General features: G+C 63.4%; 15 protein-coding genes and 1 riboswitch. Of the genes, 7 read left to right on the top strand and 8 right to left on the bottom strand.

The features are described 5' to 3' along the window. The first annotated feature begins 94 nt into the window (after window positions 1–94). On the top strand, window positions 95–841 hold the full coding sequence (locus tag ACQKPZ_RS19235; RefSeq protein ID WP_427541132.1) for an RsiV family protein: 747 nt from the start codon (window positions 95–97) through the stop codon (window positions 839–841). On the opposite strand, the gene cytX is transcribed toward ACQKPZ_RS19235, so the two are convergent. Both cytX and thiC read right to left on the bottom strand, forming a co-directional pair. Beyond that, window positions 810–2,093: a putative hydroxymethylpyrimidine transporter CytX gene (cytX, locus tag ACQKPZ_RS19230; protein WP_427541130.1), complete on the bottom strand. Its 1,284-nt coding sequence runs from the start codon at window positions 2,091–2,093 to the stop codon at window positions 810–812. The genes ACQKPZ_RS19235 and cytX overlap by 32 nt on opposite strands. 164 nt (window positions 2,094–2,257) lie before the next feature. After that, window positions 2,258–4,138, bottom strand: coding sequence for a phosphomethylpyrimidine synthase ThiC (gene thiC, locus ACQKPZ_RS19225; protein ID WP_403197365.1), 1,881 nt, complete (start codon window positions 4,136–4,138; stop codon window positions 2,258–2,260). 156 nt (window positions 4,139–4,294) lie between these two features. Continuing rightward, a riboswitch (TPP riboswitch) is annotated at window positions 4,295–4,401 on the bottom strand. A gap of 159 nt (window positions 4,402–4,560) precedes the next feature. Here thiC and ACQKPZ_RS19220 point away from each other — a divergent pair. Then, the gene (locus ACQKPZ_RS19220; protein WP_391129555.1) at window positions 4,561–5,994 is read left to right on the top strand and encodes a TolC family outer membrane protein; all 1,434 of its coding nucleotides are present in this window, start codon (window positions 4,561–4,563) and stop codon (window positions 5,992–5,994) included. Window positions 5,995–6,108: 114 nt separating this feature from the next. On the opposite strand, the gene waaA is transcribed toward ACQKPZ_RS19220, so the two are convergent. Both waaA and ACQKPZ_RS19210 read right to left on the bottom strand, forming a co-directional pair. Next, complete coding sequence (gene waaA / locus ACQKPZ_RS19215) at window positions 6,109–7,380, bottom strand: lipid IV(A) 3-deoxy-D-manno-octulosonic acid transferase (protein WP_427541127.1); 1,272 nt, start codon at window positions 7,378–7,380, stop codon at window positions 6,109–6,111. Window positions 7,381–7,391: 11 nt separating this feature from the next. Next, window positions 7,392–8,282: a LysR family transcriptional regulator gene (locus ACQKPZ_RS19210; protein WP_427541124.1), complete on the bottom strand. Its 891-nt coding sequence runs from the start codon at window positions 8,280–8,282 to the stop codon at window positions 7,392–7,394. Window positions 8,283–8,369: 87 nt separating this feature from the next. Between ACQKPZ_RS19210 and ACQKPZ_RS19205 the strand changes: the two genes are divergently transcribed. The 4 genes from ACQKPZ_RS19205 (at window position 8,370) to ACQKPZ_RS19190 (ending at window position 11,917) form a co-directional block, all read left to right on the top strand. Then, window positions 8,370–8,702: a DMT family transporter gene (locus tag ACQKPZ_RS19205; protein ID WP_427541121.1), complete on the top strand. Its 333-nt coding sequence runs from the start codon at window positions 8,370–8,372 to the stop codon at window positions 8,700–8,702. 209 nt (window positions 8,703–8,911) lie between these two features. Continuing rightward, a complete protein-coding gene (locus ACQKPZ_RS19200) occupies window positions 8,912–10,087 on the top strand; it encodes an NAD(P)/FAD-dependent oxidoreductase (RefSeq protein ID WP_427541118.1) in 1,176 nt (391 codons plus the stop codon). After that, window positions 10,084–10,896 (top strand): aldo/keto reductase, encoded by an 813-nt coding sequence (locus ACQKPZ_RS19195; protein ID WP_391129569.1) that lies wholly within the window; start codon window positions 10,084–10,086, stop codon window positions 10,894–10,896. Before ACQKPZ_RS19200 ends, ACQKPZ_RS19195 begins: the two co-directional genes overlap by 4 nt. Before the next feature lie 52 nt (window positions 10,897–10,948). Next, window positions 10,949–11,917, top strand: a complete 969-nt coding sequence (locus tag ACQKPZ_RS19190) for a metal ABC transporter ATPase (RefSeq protein ID WP_427541115.1) — start codon at window positions 10,949–10,951, stop codon at window positions 11,915–11,917. Between the two features lie 166 nt (window positions 11,918–12,083). Here ACQKPZ_RS19190 and hldE read toward each other — a convergent pair whose 3' ends face one another. The 3 genes from hldE to ACQKPZ_RS19175 form a co-directional block, all read right to left on the bottom strand. Beyond that, window positions 12,084–13,505: a bifunctional D-glycero-beta-D-manno-heptose-7-phosphate kinase/D-glycero-beta-D-manno-heptose 1-phosphate adenylyltransferase HldE gene (gene hldE, locus ACQKPZ_RS19185; protein ID WP_391129575.1), complete on the bottom strand. Its 1,422-nt coding sequence runs from the start codon at window positions 13,503–13,505 to the stop codon at window positions 12,084–12,086. 130 nt (window positions 13,506–13,635) lie between these two features. Then, the gene (msbA, locus tag ACQKPZ_RS19180) at window positions 13,636–15,444 is read right to left on the bottom strand and encodes a lipid A export permease/ATP-binding protein MsbA (RefSeq protein WP_391129578.1); all 1,809 of its coding nucleotides are present in this window, start codon (window positions 15,442–15,444) and stop codon (window positions 13,636–13,638) included. A gap of 15 nt (window positions 15,445–15,459) precedes the next feature. Next, on the bottom strand, window positions 15,460–16,635 hold the full coding sequence (locus tag ACQKPZ_RS19175) for an O-antigen ligase family protein (protein WP_427541112.1): 1,176 nt from the start codon (window positions 16,633–16,635) through the stop codon (window positions 15,460–15,462). Window positions 16,636–16,735: 100 nt separating this feature from the next. Between ACQKPZ_RS19175 and ACQKPZ_RS19170 the strand changes: the two genes are divergently transcribed. Then, the gene (locus ACQKPZ_RS19170) at window positions 16,736–17,341 is read left to right on the top strand and encodes a toluene tolerance protein (RefSeq protein WP_391129584.1); all 606 of its coding nucleotides are present in this window, start codon (window positions 16,736–16,738) and stop codon (window positions 17,339–17,341) included. A gap of 3 nt (window positions 17,342–17,344) precedes the next feature. Here the strand turns inward: ACQKPZ_RS19170 and ACQKPZ_RS19165 are convergent, their stop codons facing one another. Further along, entirely contained in the window at window positions 17,345–18,436 is a 1,092-nt protein-coding gene (locus ACQKPZ_RS19165; RefSeq protein WP_427541109.1) for a glycosyltransferase, read from the bottom strand. Window positions 18,437–18,447: the final 11 nt, after the last annotated feature.

Genomic DNA, 18,447 nt, shown 5'->3' with positions numbered 1-18,447 from the left:
AGGACAGCTCGCCTTCACTCTGTTAGCTTAGTGGCGAACTGAAGGCCGCGCAGACGGTCAAAGGCCGACTTTTCCCTGTTCTGCAAGGATCATCATGACACTTGTCAAACTGACTTCCGTGGCCGTGCTGGCACTCGCCCTGGGCGCTTGCCAGAGCCTGTTCACGCCCAACTACCGGGCCCCGCTCGAGGTCAAGCGCGACGCCTGGGAGCATGTCAAACCCGGCTGCAGCGAAAGCGACTGCCCGCTGGTGAACATCGACATGGTCCACTTCCCGGCCCTGCCAAAACTCGACGCCATCGTCGAAAAACGCCTGCTGCAACTGACCGAAGATAATCAGCATGGCACCGCGCCAGGCACCTTGCAGGCGTACGAGCAGCAATACCTGGCCAGTGCCGACAAGCGTAACAGCAGCTATTTGCAAGCCAAGGTACGCGAGCAGCATGACGGGCTGGTGATCGTCGAGTTGTCCAGCTACCTGGACAGCGGTGGCGCCCACGGCATGCCGGGGCGCGGTTTCATCAACTATTCGCGCAAGCTGGACAAGGTGCTCACCCTGCAGGACATGCTGGTGCCCGGCCAGGAAGACACCTTCTGGAAAACCGTCGAGGAGTCTCACCGTGCCTGGCTGATGAGCGTGGGCATGGACAAGGACGCCGAGTTCGTCAAAACCTGGCCGTTCAAGCAGTCGCCGCACATCGCCCTGACGTACGGCGCGGTGGTGGTCAAGTATGAGGTCTACGCTATCGCGCCCTATTCCATGGGCCACGTGGAGCTGAAGATCCCATACCCACGCCTGAATGGCGTACTCAAGCCTGAACTGTTTCCCGGCCGCGGCTGAAGCTCAGCAGCCCGTGCAGCAACCCTGCCAGCACCAGTGCCGGCAGGGTTGCCCCGAAGTCCGGCGCTTGCGTGGCGATGATATGGTAAGCCGCCACGCCGACCACCCAAGCCACCAGTGCCTGCCAGTGCAAACCACTTACCTGAGCCGGCAGGCGACGGCGACGGATCACGTAGTGGTCCATCAACACCACGCCAAACAGTGGCGCGAACACCGAGCCGATCAGCAACAGGAAGTTCTCGTACTGGGCCAGGGGCGCCAGCAGGGCGATGAGGGTGCACAGCACGCCGACGGCCAACGCCAGGTGCTCGACCTTCAGCGGTAACAGCACGCCGGTGGATACAGCAGCCGAGTGGATGTCGGCAAAGGCCTTTTCAGACTCGTCCAGCAGAATAAGCAGCAGCGGGATACCCATGCCGGCGCCAGCCAGGGCCAGCAGCAGGGCATTGACTTCACCACTGGCAGCGAAGGCCAGTGTATAGGCCACGCCCAGGCTCATCAGCCAGGTGTTGCCGATGAAGTAGCCCACCACCGTGCCGCCGAACACATGCTTGCCATTGCGGGCGAAGCGCGAGTAGTCGGCGATCAGCGGCAGCCAGGACAGCGGCATGGCAATGGCAATATCAAAGCCGACCGCCAGCGACATCGAGCCGTCCCCGGCGCGGCTCCACAGCGCAGCCAGGTCGGCCTTGGCGAACAGGTTCCAGGTCAGCCAGATGCACGCGCCCAGCAGCAACCAGATACCCCAGGCACGCAGCACCTTGCGCACGAAGGCCAGTGGCCCGCTGACGGCCAGCAGGGTGGCCAGGGCGCCGAAACATACGGTCCAGAGCATCGGGCTGTTCCAGGCACTGTCTTCGCCAAAGGTGCGTGCACCCAGCAAGCTGGCAGCATCGCGCATGACGATGATCTCGAACGCACCCCAGCCCACCAGTTGCAGCAGGTTGAGCAGCGCCGGCAAACGCGCGCCGTGGCTGCCCAGGCTGAGTTTCAGGGTGCCCATGGCAGACAGGCCGGTGTCGCTGCCGATAACCCCGGCCGCCCCCAGCAACAGCACACCCACGCCGGTGCCCAGGGCGATGGCCAGCACCGCGCCGGCCAGACCAAGGCCTGGCGCGAGCATGGCGCCGACCTGCAGCACCATCAGGCCGATGCCGAGGGAAAACCACAGCGAGAAGAGATCGCGGGCGCCAAAGATGCGCTGGTGGTTGGGGACCGGGTGGTCGGGAGAGAACTGGCTGGGGGTGGTCATTGTTGTAATCGCCGAAAGGGTTGAGGTATGTGCTGAACCGGCCGGCCTCTTCGCGGGTAAACCCGCTCCCACAAGGACCGCACAATGCTGAAGGCAGTGGGTTTCCTGTGGGAGCGGGCTTACCCGCGAAGAGGCCAGCCGGTTCGATGCAGATGTAAAGTCAGTTACACCTTGTGATACAGCTGGCTGCCTTCCTGGCGGAACCGCTCGGCCTGCTCGCGCATGCCCTCTTCGACCGACACGTCCACCGTCTCGATCCTGGCGGCGTATTCACGCACTTCCTGGGTGATCTTCATCGAGCAGAACTTCGGCCCGCACATCGAGCAGAAGTGCGCGACCTTGGCCGATTCCTTCGGCAGGGTCTCATCGTGGAAGGCACGCGCAGTGTCCGGGTCCAGGCCGAGGTTGAACTGGTCTTCCCAGCGGAACTCGAAGCGCGCCTTGGACAAGGCGTTGTCACGGATCTGTGCGCCCGGGTGGCCCTTGGCAAGGTCGGCGGCATGTGCGGCGATCTTGTAGGTGATGATGCCGGTTTTCACGTCGTCCTTGTTCGGCAGGCCCAGGTGCTCCTTGGGCGTGACGTAGCAGAGCATGGCGCAACCGAACCAGCCGATCATCGCCGCGCCAATGCCCGAAGTGATGTGGTCGTAGCCTGGGGCAATGTCGGTGGTCAGCGGGCCGAGGGTGTAGAACGGCGCCTCGTCGCAGCACTCCAGCTGCTTGTCCATGTTCTCCTTGATCAGCTGCATCGGCACGTGGCCCGGGCCTTCGATCATGCACTGCACATCGTGCTTCCAGGCAATCTTGGTCAGCTCGCCGAGGGTTTCCAGCTCACCGAACTGCGCGGCGTCGTTGGCGTCGGCAATCGAGCCAGGGCGCAGGCCGTCGCCCAGCGAGAAGCTGACGTCGTAGGCCTTCATGATTTCGCAGATTTCGTCGAAGTGGGTGTACAGGAAGTTTTCCTTGTGGTGCGCCAGGCACCACTTGGCCATGATCGAGCCACCACGGCTGACGATGCCGGTAACGCGCTTGGCGGTCAGCGGCACATAGCGCAGCAGTACACCGGCGTGGATGGTGAAGTAGTCCACGCCTTGCTCGGCCTGCTCGATCAGGGTGTCGCGGAACAGCTCCCAGGTCAGGTCTTCGGCCACGCCGTTGACCTTTTCCAGCGCCTGGTAGATCGGCACGGTACCGATCGGCACCGGCGAGTTGCGGATGATCCACTCACGGGTTTCGTGAATGTGCTTGCCAGTGGACAGGTCCATGACCGTGTCCGAGCCCCAGCGGATGCCCCAGGTCAGCTTGGCCACTTCTTCCTCGATCGAGGAGCCCAGGGCGCTGTTGCCGATGTTGCCGTTGATCTTCACCAGGAAATTGCGGCCGATGATCATCGGCTCCACTTCCGGGTGGTTGATGTTGGCCGGAATGATCGCGCGGCCGCGGGCAACTTCCTCGCGGACGAATTCGGGGGTGATTTCTTTCGGGATGTTGGCACCGAAGCTGTGGCCTGCGTGCTGCTCCTTGAGCAGACCGGCGGCGCGGGCCTCTTGCAGCTTCATGTTTTCGCGGATGGCCACGTACTCCATCTCTGCGGTGATGATGCCCTGGCGAGCATAGTGCATCTGCGAGACGTTGGCGCCCGCCTTGGCCCGACGCGGGTTGCGCACGTGGGCGAAGCGCAGCTTGGCCAGCTCGGCGTCGTTCAGGCGCTGCTGGCCGAAGTCGGAGCTCAGGCCGTCGAGGCGCTCGGTGTCACCCCGTGCCTCGATCCAGGCCGAGCGCACATCGCCCAGGCCTTTGCGTACGTCGATGATCACGTTGGGGTCGGTGTACGGGCCGGAGGTGTCGTAGACCAGTACCGGGGCGTTGGTTTCGCCACCAAAATCGGTAGGGGTATCGTCCAGGCTGATTTCGCGCATGGGTACGCGGATGTCCGGACGCGAGCCTTCGACATAGATCTTGCGCGAACGGCGGAACGGTTGCACGGACTGCTGATCGACTTGTGCCGATTCGCTGAGGTTGATCGCTTTTTCTTGTTTGGTCATCACAGGCTCTCCAGACGGCTTCCTAGCAGTGGAATGTCGGGGGAGAACCTGAAAGACGCGGACGCACCCCTTGACGGGTGCAGTGCCGGATACGGGGGTGCCTGAAGCTGCATGCAGCTGCGACATTCCCGGACCTGGCACAAGAGGCTCCCCGGGAAGGCGAGCAATCTTGTTCCCTACGCAGGCGCTAACCTGATCAGGTTCAACGGGATCCGCACCTCTGCGATCTCAGCCTTTGCTTCAAGGCACCCCGACAAGAACATGCGCAGTCTAAGCTGGAGTGGTCGGCAAAGCCAAGCGGGTAAATGCGCGATTGATGAAAGGCACACCAGGCGATTGTTGCCGGGGGCGCATGGCACTACACTGGCCCGTCGCTCGATACTCAACAGTTCAGTAATTACTTTCGTACAAGGATTGCCTCTATGCTGCGCAAACTCTCACTGGCGATAGCCGTGTCTTGTGCGTCCAACGGAGTGGTCTGGGCAGCGGACATGCCCCCAACAGTGAAGACCGATCTGGTCAGCGTCTATCAGGAGGCGGTGGACAACAACGCCGACCTGGCCGCTGCCCGCGCCGATTATGGCGCCCGCCGCGAAGTGGTGCCCCAGGCCCGCGCCGGACTGTTGCCAAACCTGTCGGCTGGCGCCGAAATGATGAACACCCGCACCAAGCTGGACGAGCCGTCCATCACCTCCAACCGCAGCGGCAACTCGTGGAGCGCAACCCTGGCCCAGCCAATCTTCCGCGCTGACCGCTGGTTCCAGTTGCAGGCAGCCGAGGCAGTCAACGAGCAGGCCGCGCTGGAGCTGTCGGCCACTGAACAGAACCTGATCCTGCAGACTGCGCAAAACTACTTCGCCGTGCTGCGCGCCCAGGACAACCTGGCCGCCACCAAGGCCGAGGAAGCCGCGTTCAAGCGCCAGCTGGACCAGTCCAACGAGCGTTTCGATGTGGGCCTGTCGGACAAGACCGACGTGCTGCAATCCCAGGCCAGCTACGACACGGCCCGGGCCAACCGGATCATTGCCGAGCGCCAGGTGCAGGATGCCTTTGAAGCGCTGGTCACCCTGACCAACCGTGAATACACCTCGATTCAAGGCGTGGTGCATACCCTGCCCGTGCAGGTGCCAACGCCAAACGACGCCAAGGCCTGGGTCGAAACCGCCGGGCGCCAGAACCTCAACCTGCTGGCCACCAACTATGCGGTTTCCGCCGCCGAAGAAACCCTGCGCCAGCGCAAGGCTGGCCACGCGCCGACGCTGGATGCGGTGGCGAAGTATCAGAAGGGTGACAACGACAGCCTCGGCTTCACCAACCCCTCGCAACTGGGCGTGCGCTACAGCGGCGATGTCGAACAGACTAGCGTTGGCCTGCAACTGAACATCCCGATCTACAGCGGTGGCCTGACCAGCTCGCAGGTACGCGAGGCTTATCAGCGCCTGAGCCAGAGCGAACAGCAGCGTGAAAGTTTGCGCCGCCAGGTGGTGGAGAACACCCGTAACCTGCACCGTGCGGTGAACACTGATGTGGAACAGGTGCAGGCGCGCAAGCAGTCGATCATCTCCAACCAGAGTGCGCTGGAGGCCACTGAAATCGGCTACCAGGTCGGCACCCGCAACATCGTTGATGTGCTTGATGCCCAGCGCCAGCTGTATACCTCGGTGAGGGATTACAACAACAGCCGCTATGACTACATCCTCGACAACCTGAGCCTGAAGCAGGCGGCCGGTACGTTGAGCCCACAGGATCTGCAGGACCTGGGGCGGTACCTGAAAGCCGACTACAACCCGGACAAGGACTTCCTGCCGCCGGACCTGGCTGCCGCTGCCGCCAAGAACTTCGAGCGTAGGCCTTGAGATAGGTACTGGCTTCTTCGCGGGCTCGCCCGCTCCCACAGGGATTGCGCAGCCCTCGAACCCTGCATCAATCCTGTGGGAGCGGGCGAGCCCGCGAAGAAGCCAACGCAAATATCAGCGGATTAGCGCAGCCAGGCCATCGAGCAAGCGTTGCAACGCACCTTGATTGGCCCGCATCACCGCCCTGCCCGCCTCGCCCATGCGCTGCGCATCCTGCGGCAACTCCACCAGCCGCCGTACCGCCCCGGCCAGCCCGTCGGCATCGTCCACCTGCTGCAACGCCCCTGCCTCGCGCAGCATCGCGCTGATTTCGAGGAAGTTGAACACATGCGGCCCCATGACCACCGGCAGGGCCAGCGCTGCCGGCTCCAGCGGGTTGTGACCACCGGTTGCCACCAGGCTGCCGCCGACAAAGGCGATGTCGGCCAAGGCGTAAAGGAACAGCAACTCGCCCATGGTATCGCCAAGCAGTACCTGCGTCTGCGCATCGACCGGGGCGCCGGCAGAGCGGCGCACGGTCGTGAACTGCTCGCTGCAAAGCGCATGCACCGCGTTGAAGCGCTCGGGGTGGCGCGGTACCAGGATCAGCAAGGCATCACCATGCACCTGCAACAACTGCCGGTGCGCCTGCAGGACCAACGCGTCCTCACCTTCATGGGTGCTGGCCGCAATCCACACCGGGCGCTGCTGCGCCCCCCACTGCGCACGCAATGCCTTGGCACGGGGTAGCAGTTGCTCATCGATCTTCAGGTCGAACTTGATCGAACCGGTGACCTGCACGCACTCAGGACGCGCGCCCAAATCACGGAAGCGCTGCGCTTCGGTTTGCGTTTGCACGGCAATCAGGCTCATCTCTGCCAGCATCGGCCGGGTCAGCTTGGCAAAGCGCCCATAACCACGGGCCGAGCGCTCGGACAAACGCGCATTGGCCAGCGCCACGGGAATACCGCGTTTGGCACACTGGTGGATGTGATTGGGCCACAGCTCGGTTTCCATGATGATGCCCAGCTTCGGCTGCACATGGTCGAGAAAACGCCCGGCTGCCCACGCCAGGTCGTAGGGCAGGTAGCAATGCTGCACGCGCGGTTCGTCGGCGAACATGGCGCGAATGCGCTCGGAACCGGTTGGTGTCATGCAGGTAAGCGTGATTGGCAACTCGGGGTAGGCCTTGAGCAAGGCGCGCACCATGGGCGCGGCGGCAATGCTTTCGCCCACAGACACTGCATGCACCCAGATGCCACCTTGGCGCATGACTGGCAGCTTGAACGCAAAGCGCTCGCCGATACGCTGGCCATAGGCTGGCGCCTTGCGTGCGCGCAGGTACAGGCGCAGCGCAACCAGCGGCAGGCCCAGGTGAAACAGCAAGGTATAGAGAGTTCTGTTCATGGCGGCGGAGTTTACCCGATCGCACGCAGATGCACTGCAAAGCGCTCGGCCAGCCACTGCGCAGCGGGCCCCAAGGGCTCGTCGCGGCGCCAGGCCAGCTCCGCCACCAACGCCGGTGGCCGCCACTCGCTGTCCAGTTCGACCATATGCGCCTGGTAAGTCGGGTACTGCACCACGTGCCGCGGCAGCCAGGCCCAGCCCAGGCCGCGCATCAGCAGTTCGGCCATGGCGTAGAAGCTGTCGGCACGCCACACCTGCGGGCTAACCGCCTCGCCGCCTGGGTAGCCGCTTTGCTGCGGGGTGATGAGCAGTTGCCGGTGGCGTGCCAGTTGCTGAAGGGTGACCTGCCTTTCGCCTGCCAGCGGGTGGCCGACTGCGCACACCGTAACCATTTCCACACTGCCCAGGGCGCGCCGTTCCAGCGATGCCGGCATGCTTTCGTGGTGGAAGAACAGGCCCAGGTCGGCTCGCCGCTCCACCAGCTTGCGCGCCACATCCCCTTGAGCGCCACTGGCCAGTTGCACTTCCAGAAATGGAAAGCGACTGGCCAGTTCGTCCAGGCTGTCGATCACCGGCTGGTAAGGCATGGCTTCGTCCTGAGCCACCCGCAGCAACGCCTCTTGCCCGCGCATCAGTGCCAGGGCGCGGCCATCCAGGCGTTCGCACTGGCGCAGCAGCTCACGGGCGTCTTCCAGCAACGCGCTACCGTTTTCGGTCAGCTTTGGTTGCCGGCCACTGCTGCGCTCGAACAAGGTGACACCCAAGTCCGTTTCAAGCAGGGCAATTGCGCTGCTGATAGCCGACTGCGCCTTGCGCTGCTCGCGGGCCACGGCGGAGAACGAGCGCAGTTCAGCGACACGCAGGAACGTACGCAGTTGCTCAAGGTTCCACTGCTCGGCCATCTACCTATCTTCCCTATTGATAGGTAATGACTTTACCCCATCTACGTAACGTCTAGAATGCCCGACCAGTTACCGGAGGATCCCGCCATGAATGCCTACACCTACCTCGCCATCGCCATCTGCGCCGAAGTGATCGCCACCGCCTCGATGAAAGCGGTGAAGGGCCTGAGCACGCCTTTGCCGTTGCTGTTGATGGTCGTTGGCTATGGGATTGCGTTCTGGATGCTGACCCTGGTGGTACGCAGCATTCCAGTGGGGATCGCCTATGCAATCTGGTCGGGACTGGGGGTTGTGCTGATCAGTGTGGCAGCGCTGGTGATCTACGGGCAGAAGCTGGATTTGCCGGCGATGCTGGGCATGGCCATGATCGTGGGTGGGGTGGTGGTGATTCAGCTGTTTTCGAAGACAGCCGGGCACTGATATTCGCCTCAGGATTTTGGGGCCGCTTTGCGGCCCATCGCGACGCAAGGCCGCTCCTACAGGGAACCGCGTACGCCTCGGAACATGCACGGTACCTGTAGGAGCGGCCTTGTGTCGCGATGGGCTGCGCAGCAGCCCCAAGGATCGCAAAGCCCACCCAAGCCCGACCCTGTATACTTGCCAGCTGTCCCAGTCTTCGAGGTACCGCCATGCCATCTGCCATTTCCACTGACGTACTGATCGTCGGCGCCGGGGTCGCAGGCCTCTGGCTCAATGCACGCCTGCGCCGCATGGGGTACTCGACAGTGCTGGTGGAGCGCGCCAGCCTTGGTGGTGAGCAGACTATCAAGTCCCAGGGCATTATCCATGGCGGCACCAAGTACGCCCTGCACGGCGCGCTGACCGGCGCCTCGGAAGCCATTGCCGACATGCCTCGCCGCTGGCGCGAAGCCTTGAGCGGCAGCGGCGAGCTGGATCTTGCCGGCACCCGCCTGCTATCCGATGCCCACTACCTGTGGTCGCCAGGCACCCTGGCCGGCAACCTGACCAGCTTTTTCGCCAGCAAAGCCGTGCGCGGCCGGGTCGACCAGGTGAAAGGCGAGCAGCTGCCGCCTGCCCTGCAAGACCGTGCCTTCAAGGGCAAGGTCTACCGCCTGGCCGAGCTGGTCATCGACGTACCCACCTTGCTGGCCAACCTGGCCGAACTGGCGGGCGACAGCCTGCTGGCCGGGGAACGCATCGAGCCGCTGCGCGAAAATGACGAACTGGTCGGCCTGCGCGTCGATGGCCGCGACATTCGTGCCCAGCGCGTCGTGCTTAGCGCTGGCGCTGGCACCGAAGACCTGCTGCACGCCCTGGGCCTGAACCAGCCAGCCATGCAAACACGGCCGCTGCACATGGTCATGGCCAAGGGCGCCAACCTGAAACCGCTGTATGCCCACTGCCTGGGCGGCGGGCCCAAGCCGCGGGTGACCGTCACTACCCACCCGGCTGCCGATGGCCAATGGGTCTGGTATCTGGGTGGCGACCTGGCCGAAGCCGATGGCGTCGCCCGCGACCCGGCCGCGCAGATTGCCGCAGCACAAAAGGAAATCGCCAGCCTGCTGCCATGGGTAGACCAAAGCCAGGTGCGCTGGGCCACCCTGCGGGTGGACCGCGCAGAGCCAGCACAATCAGGCCTGGTGCGCCCGGACAACGCCTTCCTTGCCGACCAGGAACGCTTGCTGGTCGGCTGGCCGACGAAGCTGGCGCTGGCGCCAGACTTCAGCGACCGGGTCATCAGCCACCTGGAGCGCGACGGTATCCGCCCACAGGCCCAGGCCGACCTGGCTGGCCTGCCACGCCCGCCGCTTGGCGTACCGGCCTGGGAGCAATTGCTGCCATGAGCCTGCCTACCCTGCATGACTTCCACCGCCCGTTGGGCAGCACCGGTTTCAGGGTTTCACCGCTGGGCCTGGGTACGGTCAAGTTGGGGCGCGACCAAGGCGTGAAGTACCCCACCGGTTTTACCATCCCCGGCGACGACGAAGCCCGCCTGCTGCTGGCCCAGGCCCGCGAGCTGGGGATCAACCTCATCGACACCGCTCCGGCCTATGGCCGCAGCGAAGAACGCCTGGGCCCGTTGCTACGGGGCCAACGTGATGAGTGGGTAATCGTCAGCAAGGTCGGTGAGGAGTTCGACAACGGCCAGTCGCACTTCGACTTCACTGCCGCCCACACCCGCCGCTCGGTGGAACGCAGCCTGCGCCGCCTGGAAACCGACCGCATCGAACTGGTGCTGGTGCATTCCGACGGCAACGACCTGGCGATTCTTGAACAGCAGGAGGTCTACCAGACCCTGGCGGCGCTGAAGCAGGAAGGCAAGATCCTCGGCTTCGGCCTGTCTGGCAAGACCGTGGCCGGCGGCCTGAAGGCCTTGGAACAGGGCGACTGCGCCATGGTCACCTACAACCTCAACGAGCAGGCAGAACGCCCGGTGCTGGACTACGCTGCCGAACATGGCAAGGCCATCCTGGTAAAGAAAGCCTTGGCCAGTGGGCATGTCTGCCTGGCCCCGGGCGTTGACCCGGTGCAGGCCAGCTTTGAGCTGTTGTTCGCCCACCCGGGCGTCAGCAGTGCTATCGTCGGCACCATCAACCCGCTGCACCTGGCCCACAACGTGGCCACCGTCGCCCGTATCCTGGGCCAGCACTGAGTTACCCCCGGCCCAAGGGCCAGGCGAATGACCCGACGCAAGGAGGAGCCTCGTGGCGCGAACGCTGATCCGCAAGAACCCGAGCAACTTCAAGACACTGCCACTGCATGTCGAAGCCACACCCGAAGGGCTGATCTACCAGAGCATCGGCATGCCGCTGAACTTTGCCCAGACCCAGCAGCGGCGCAAGGCCATCCAGCTGCCCGACACGCAGCGTTTCGTGGTCGAACTGGCCAACCTGGGTGTGTCGGTGCGCCTTACCCTGCATTGGCAGAACCGCGATTACTGGGTACTGGTACGCCAGCGCCGGCAAGACCGGGGCGATGTGGTGCTGAAACTGATTTCCGGCTATGTACCCGCTCAGGAGCTCAACCTGCCTTTGCACACGGCGGTACAGGAAGTAGCTGAGGAATGCCTGCTGGAAACCCCGGAAGGCTGGCTGGGCGGGCGTTTCAACGATACCTGGCTGCCCGTCCCCTACGCCGCAGCCTTGCACTATCGCGAAACACCGCACTTCTTGCTGGCTCCGGAATCCGGCGCTGCCCGGCCCGTCCACTGCGGCAACCTGATGCTGCTGGAGCGGCCTAGGGCCTATGTGCACTTGCCCACCGCTTCGCTACAGCTGATCTACGACATGCGCCTGCAGGTACCCCGGGAAGTCAAGAAACTCAGCCTGTTCCACGTTGATGAGCGGCTGGAGGGCGGCCAGCTGGTGGCGCGGCTCAACCGCAAACGGCCCGACCTGTACCTGATGCCGCTGAAGGACGGCCAGCCGCTGGCTGAGCTGTACACGCTGAAGAAGGATGAGCTGGTACCCGCAAGTACGCGCGGGCTGTACCTGGCAGAAAGCTTTGCCCGGCAGGAAGGCTGGGTGGTGAAGGATGAGCGAGTGCGCTGGAAGGACTGGGTGAAACAGCAGGGGCTGGTGGAGAGCAAGCCGGTGCGGGCGTCGCACCTGCAGCGGTTTGGTGACAAGGCACGGGCATTGCTGGAGCGGGCGCGCACCTCACTTCACAAATAAGATTCTGAAGCCTGCGTGGCCCCTGTAGGAGCGGCCTTGCGTCGCGAAAGGGCTGCGGAGCAGCCCTAGGATTCCACCGCAAATGCACAAATAGCTGGGGCTGCTGCGCAGCCCTTTCGCGACACAAGGCCGCTCCTACACGGACCAGCGAAAGAGCGGCGCTCGATCAGTTCTTGCGAATTTTCTCGACAATCGCGGTAGTCGAGCTGTTCTCGACCAGCCCCAGCACCTTCACGGTGCCGCCATAGGCCTTGACGATGTCGGCACCCACCACCTGGTCAATGCCATAGTCGCCACCCTTGACCAGCACATCCGGCTTGACCTGGCTCAGCAGGTTTTCCGGCGTGCCCTCAGGGAAGCTGATGACCCAATCCACCGCACCCAGCCCGGCCAGTACGGCCATGCGCCGGTCAACGCTGTTGATCGGCCGGCCCGGCCCTTTCAAGCGGCTGACCGAGGCGTCGTCGTTGACCGCGACGATCAGGCGATCGCCTTGGGCCCGCGCCTGTTCCAGGTAGGTGACATGCCCAGCGTGCAGGATGTCGAAGCAGCCGTTGGTGAAGACGATTTTCTCTTTGTGCGCCCGCGCATCATCGATGGCCAGCAGCAGTTGCTCCAGGCCCAGTACGCCGCGTTCGGAGCCTTCCTCACGCTGGATTGCACGGCGCAGTTCGGGGGCACTGATCGCCGCCGTACCCAGCTTGCCGACCACAATGCCAGCCGCCAGGTTGGCCAAGGCCACCGCGTGCGGCAGGTCCTCGCCAGCCGCAATGGCCGCCGCGAGTGTGGAGATGACGGTATCACCGGCACCGGTCACATCGAACACTTCACGCGCCCGCGCCGGCAGGTGCAACGCTGGCTGGCCCGTGCGCAGCAGGGTCATGCCGTGCTCGCCGCGGGTTACCAGCAAGGCGCCCAGGTCCAGGTCTTGCAGTAGCTGCACGCCTTTGGCAACCAGGTCAGCCTCATCGGCACAGCGGCCAACGATGGTCTCGAACTCGCTGAGATTCGGGGTGATCAGGCTGGCACCGCGGTAGATGGAAAAGTCCTTGCCCTTGGGGTCGGCCAACACCGGAATGCCCTTGGCCCGCGCCGCCTGGATCAGGCTCTGGTGGTTTTTCAGTGCGCCCTTGCCGTAGTCAGACAGGACCAGCACCTTGACGCCTTCCAGCAGGCTGTCGACCTCCGCGCCCAGCGACAGCGGGTCGGTGGCGAACGGCTCTTCGAAATCGATACGCAGCAGCTGCTGGTGACGGCTCATGACCCGCAGCTTGACGATGGTCGGCTGGTGCGCGATGCGCTGGAACACCGAGCGCACGCCCGCAGCCTGCAGGCTGTTGGCCAGGCTGTCGGCGGCCTCATCCTGGCCAGTGACACCAATCAATGAAGCCGGTGCGCCCAGGGCGGCGATGTTCAAGGCAACGTTGGCCGCGCCGCCGGGGCGATCCTCGATCTGATCGACCTTTACCACCGGCACTGGCGCTTCAGGCGAGATACGCGAAGTACCGCCATGCCAGTAGCGGTCGAGCATGACATCGCCGACCACCAGTACCGGGGCTTGATCGAAACGCGGCATGGACAACTTCATGGGCAACCCATATGGAAATAATGAACAGGGGCAGGATATTAGCACAGGGTAGACGACGGCTTTATGGCCAGATCACCCCCGGAAAATTCCCGTGACAATCGGGGCCGCAACGGCCCCGATCAAGGTAGGTTCAGGTGATATCGGCCTTGGCCGGCTCATCCAGCCCCATGGCATGCAGGCGGGCATAATGGCCATTGGCCGCAAGCAGCTCGGCATGGGTACCGCGCTCGACCAGGCGGCCCTGATCCATGACCAGGATCTGGTCGGCCTTCTCGATGGTCGACAGGCGATGGGCGATCACCAGCGTGGTACGGCCCTGCATGACATGGTCCAGGGCGGCCTGGATGTGCCGCTCGGACTCGGTATCCAGCGCCGAGGTGGCTTCGTCGAGGATCAGCAGCGGCGCGTTTTTCAGCAGCGCCCGGGCAATTGCCAGGCGCTGGCGCTGGCCACCGGAGAGCAGCACGCCGTTTTCACCCACATCGGTATCAAAGCCTTTCGGCAACCGGTCGACAAACTCCTTGGCATAGGCATCGGCCGCAGCAGCCTCGATGTCGGCGCGCGGGGCGCCGGCAAGGTCGCCATAGGCGATGTTGTTGGCCACGGTGTCGTTGAACAGGGTGACGTGCTGGGTCACCTGGGACACATGGCGGCGCAGGTTGCGCAGGCGGTAATTCTCGATTTCCACGCCATCCAGCAGAATTTGCCCTTGGTCGTGGTGGTAGAAGCGCGGGATCAGCGCCGCCAGCGTCGACTTGCCACTGCCGGAACGGCCGACCAGGGCAATCATCTGCCCGGGCTCGGCGACAAAGCTGATATCGCTCAGCACTTCACGCTCGGTACCCGGGTAGGTGAAGCTCAGGTTGCGCACTTCAAGGCGCCCTTCCACCCGCTCCTTCTCGACGGTGCCGGTGTCCACTTCGGGCTCTTCGTCCAGCTGCTCGAAGATGCTCTCGGCACCTGCCAGGCCCTTCTGGATCGTGGAGCTGACTTCCGAAAGCTGACGAATCGGCTTGGGCAGCAGGCCGGCAGCAGTGATGTAGGCCACCAGGTCGCCAGCGGTGGACTCACCGCGCAGGAACAGTACCAGGAACATCAGTGCGGCCATGGCGCTGTAGATCACCAGTTGCAGCATTGGCGTATACAGCGAGCCGGTCTTGGTCATGCGCAGCTGTTTGTCGGTGTTGCTCTGGCTGGCCTTGCTGAAACGCTGCTCCTCGTAAGCCTCGCCACCAAAGCTGCGCACCACGCGGTAGCCCTGGATGGTTTCCGAGGCAACGTGGGTCACGTCGCCCATGGCCACCTGGATCTTCTTGCTCTGCTTGCGGAATTTCTTGCTGGCCACGCTCACCATCACCGCGATCACCGGCAGGATGGCAACCATCACAAGGGTCAGGTGCCAGTTCATCCACAGCAGGTAGGCGAACAGGAACACCACGGTCAGGCCTTCGCGGATCACTACCTTGATGGCGTCGGTCGCAGCGCCCGTAACCATGGTCACGTTGAAGGTGATGCGCGAAATCAGGTGCCCGGAGTTGTGGTTGTCGAAGTAGCGGTTAGGCAGCACCAGCAGCTTGTTGAACAATTCCACGCGCAGGTCATGCACCAGGCACAAGGACACCTTGGCCAGGAAGTAGTTGCCGAGGAACGAACCCAGGCCCTGCCACGCCGCAATCAGGATGATCAGCAGTGGTACCGCCTGCAGCAATTGCAGGTCGCGCAGGTAGGGCACGTTGGGGAACAACACCGCTTCGGGGTTGCTCAGCCCATCGACGAAATACTTGAGAATGCCGGCCAGCATCGGCTGGGTCGAGGCAAAGATCACGAAACCGACAATGCTCAGCAGGAAAATGCCGACATAGGGTTTCACATAGCTCAGCAGCCGGAAGTAGATCTTCAGGCTGGAGGTGTGCTCCGCCGGTCGCGGTGTTTCGGCCATTATCGAGCTCGCTGTTCAGGTTGAACCGGAAATTTTACCACAGGCGCCATTTTCGGCACGCCCCCATGGCAGCATCATGGCAAGGCCCACAGGCAGCCAGCTGATGAACCACTCGGCACGCGGCGTGCCGGTGAGGCTGGCGGCATCGAACTGCATGGCCAGGGTCGAGTACACCCAGAAGCCCAGCAGGATCTTGCCGAACAGCGTACCGCGTGCGCGGATGATTTCACCCAGGGTGTAGAGCCACACCATTACCCACAGGAACATGCCGGGCAAGCCCATTTCCACGGCGACGTGGGTGAACATGTTGTGGGTATGGTCGAAGTGCTTGCCGACGGCGCTCACTTCGTAGCTTGCTCCCAGACCCAGGCCGGTCCAGGGGTGCGCGGCAATCATGTCGACCACGGCATGGAAGATCTCCGGCCGGTAGGACGAGCCGCGCTTGGCAATCAGGTCGTACACCACATAGAAAGCAAGGCCGGTAGCAATGGCCGCCAGGATGGCAAACACCCGGCTATGGCGGTCGCGGAACCACAGTGGCGCCATGATGACGGTAAGTACCAGGGCAAGGAGCGCGCCACGGCTTTGGCTGAGCATGGCGAATGCCCCCAGGCAGACCAGTGCCACCAGCCACAACAGCTGCAGGCCACGCTGCCGAGGCGGCTCGTAAAGCAGGAACAGTACCGCTACACCGATGACGTATGCCCCCAGGATCGGGTGCGATATCTCGCCGATACCTTGAAGCCGGGTCAGCAACGGCATGCCTTGCACGCCATAGAACCGGATGACTGAAACCAGCGCGGCAATAGCCAGCAATGCGCTACCCAGCAGTAGCAGCTGGCGAATCCTTGCATGGCCAAGCTGGGCCAACAGCGGGAACGCCAACAGGAACACCAGGATGTAGACCAGGCGCTTGATCTCACGCCCCGGGTCTTCGGCGGGCGACCAGGCCAGGCTCAGCCCGCTCCAACCCAACAACAGCAGCAAGCTTATCCACAGCGCCGGCTGTCGCTTCCAGGCTTGCACCAGCACTTCGCGGGCAGACCACGCCAGAACCAGCGTTGGCAGCCACAGGAACAACACCAGCCCCTGCTGATAAATCTTGTTGCTGGGCGCCAGGGCAATTGCTGCCAGGAACCAGACCAGACCCAACCCTAACCAGGCCCGTGCCCAGTTTTTTTGATACAACATCCTTTCCCCCGATGAATCAAAGACACCATCCATGGTGCTACAGCATTATTTTCGGCATTATTGCCGGTCATTTTGCTCGCCAGACGACAAGGCTCTATTCATGCAATGCTCCCGGCTCACCCAGGTCGACTTCGATCAGCTGACACAAGGCGCACAGGTGCTTGAGGCAGACAGCCATGGCGCCAAAGTCTACCTGCTCAAGGATGGTAATTTCCTCAAGGTTTTTCGTAGGAAGCGGCTGATTTCATCTGCACTGCTGCGCCCCTACTCGCAACGCTTCGTCGATAACGCCGCGCGCCTTGCGCAATTGGGCATCCCTACGCTCGAAGTGATCAGCCAGCACAAGCTCGACTTGCCTGGCCGCACCGCCGTGCTGTATCGACCGCTGCCAGGGCGCACGCTGCTGCAAATGTCGCGCGATGAGGGCTTCAGCTGGGACACCTTCCTTCCGCAGCTGATCGAGCTGGTCCGCCAGCTGCACCGCAGCGGCGTGTACTTCCGCTCGTTGCACCTGGGCAATGTGGTAGTCACCCCTGACCAGCGCCTGGGCCTGATCGATGTGGCCGACATGCGCTTCCTGCGCCCGCCGTTGTCGGCGCGCATGATCCGTCGCAATGTGCAGCACATGGTGCGCTATATCGAACGGGAGAACCTGGGCGACCGGTTCCCCCTTGCTGCCTTCGAGGCAGCCCTGCTGGCACGCTGAATCTCAGCTGCGCAGCAGGCTCTGCGAGCCGTTGCAGAACGCTTGCCAGGCCTGCTCTGGTGCCAGCGCCTGGCGTTGTTTTGCTGCTACCGCCGAGGCGCTGAGCGCCGTGCAACGCTCAATCGCCTCGGCCCAGGCGCCCTCGTCGGCAATCGGCAGGTAGCCACCGGTTTCACGCAACTGCTCGCGGAACACTTGCAGGTCGCTGCACACCACCGGCACATCGGCCATTACCGCCTCCTGCACCACCAGCCCCAGGCCTTCGGAACGCGAAGGCACCAGCAGCCAGTCGAACGCCCGATACAACTGCTGCAGGTCATCACGGTGACCGCACAGGTGAACACGACCGGTCAGACCCAGTGCAGCAATACGCTCTTGCAGCGCGACATGCTGCGGCCCCTCGCCAATGATCGCCAGCTGCAGGCCCGGTTGTCGGGTACTGGCCCTGGCGAAGGCATCGATCAGCATCTCGAAACCTTTGCTCTCTACCAGGCGCCCTACCGCACCCAACATCACCCCGGCTGGCTGTGGCAGGTGCAGGGCCTGCCGGGCCTTGTCACGGCTCAGTAAGGGTGCAGCGAAGGCCAGTGGATCGAGCGCCATGCGCAGGGTCTGTACCGGCCTGCCCAGGTCACGTTCCAGCGACTCGGCCAATGTCTGCGACACTGCAGCAATACTCAGGCGCTCGGCTGGCAGCATACGCAGCATGCGGATATCGCTGGCCTGCAGACGCGTCTTGCCATGGAACAACACCTTTGCACGTACGCCGGGAAAGCCCTGCAACAACGGCAGCACCAGGCGCGCAACGCCAATACCGTCGAGCAACACGACTTCCGCCCCGGCCTCGGCCAGCGCCTTGCGAAGACGCATGCGCAACCACGGCCGCAGCAGGCGCCACAGATGACGGCCCTTCAGGGCACGTGCCGGCATGTGCCACTCCCGGGTCGAGCCGAGCCCACAGCACAGCCCGCTACCCAGCAGCAGCCAGTTACTGATCCGGGCATCGGCACCTGCATTCGACAGCACTTGCCGATGAACTTTGTGGATGGACATGTACGGCGTTCCACCCGCCCACATCATATTGACGATGTTCATGGGCCCTCTCC

The organism is Pseudomonas sp. NPDC089547 (genome assembly GCF_050280665.1).
Taxonomy (GTDB): domain Bacteria; phylum Pseudomonadota; class Gammaproteobacteria; order Pseudomonadales; family Pseudomonadaceae; genus Aquipseudomonas.
Note: the sequence above shows the minus strand (reverse complement) of the source record. Positions and strands in the feature narration are given on the sequence as shown.

Excerpts from the sequence above, each read along its gene's own strand:
- ACQKPZ_RS19235 (WP_427541132.1), top strand. The coding sequence starts at position 95 with ATGACACTTGTCAAACTGACTTCCGTGGCCGTGCTGGCACTCGCCCTG.
- cytX (WP_427541130.1), bottom strand. The coding sequence starts at position 2,093 with ATGACCACCCCCAGCCAGTTCTCTCCCGACCACCCGGTCCCCAACCAC.
- thiC (WP_403197365.1), bottom strand. The coding sequence starts at position 4,138 with ATGACCAAACAAGAAAAAGCGATCAACCTCAGCGAATCGGCACAAGTC.
- ACQKPZ_RS19220 (WP_391129555.1), top strand. The coding sequence starts at position 4,561 with ATGCTGCGCAAACTCTCACTGGCGATAGCCGTGTCTTGTGCGTCCAAC.
- waaA (WP_427541127.1), bottom strand. The coding sequence starts at position 7,380 with ATGAACAGAACTCTCTATACCTTGCTGTTTCACCTGGGCCTGCCGCTG.
- ACQKPZ_RS19210 (WP_427541124.1), bottom strand. The coding sequence starts at position 8,282 with ATGGCCGAGCAGTGGAACCTTGAGCAACTGCGTACGTTCCTGCGTGTC.
- ACQKPZ_RS19205 (WP_427541121.1), top strand. The coding sequence starts at position 8,370 with ATGAATGCCTACACCTACCTCGCCATCGCCATCTGCGCCGAAGTGATC.
- ACQKPZ_RS19200 (WP_427541118.1), top strand. The coding sequence starts at position 8,912 with ATGCCATCTGCCATTTCCACTGACGTACTGATCGTCGGCGCCGGGGTC.
- ACQKPZ_RS19195 (WP_391129569.1), top strand. The coding sequence starts at position 10,084 with ATGAGCCTGCCTACCCTGCATGACTTCCACCGCCCGTTGGGCAGCACC.
- hldE (WP_391129575.1), bottom strand. The coding sequence starts at position 13,505 with ATGAAGTTGTCCATGCCGCGTTTCGATCAAGCCCCGGTACTGGTGGTC.
- msbA (WP_391129578.1), bottom strand. The coding sequence starts at position 15,444 with ATGGCCGAAACACCGCGACCGGCGGAGCACACCTCCAGCCTGAAGATC.
- ACQKPZ_RS19175 (WP_427541112.1), bottom strand. The coding sequence starts at position 16,635 with ATGTTGTATCAAAAAAACTGGGCACGGGCCTGGTTAGGGTTGGGTCTG.
- ACQKPZ_RS19170 (WP_391129584.1), top strand. The coding sequence starts at position 16,736 with ATGCAATGCTCCCGGCTCACCCAGGTCGACTTCGATCAGCTGACACAA.
- ACQKPZ_RS19165 (WP_427541109.1), bottom strand. The coding sequence starts at position 18,436 with ATGAACATCGTCAATATGATGTGGGCGGGTGGAACGCCGTACATGTCC.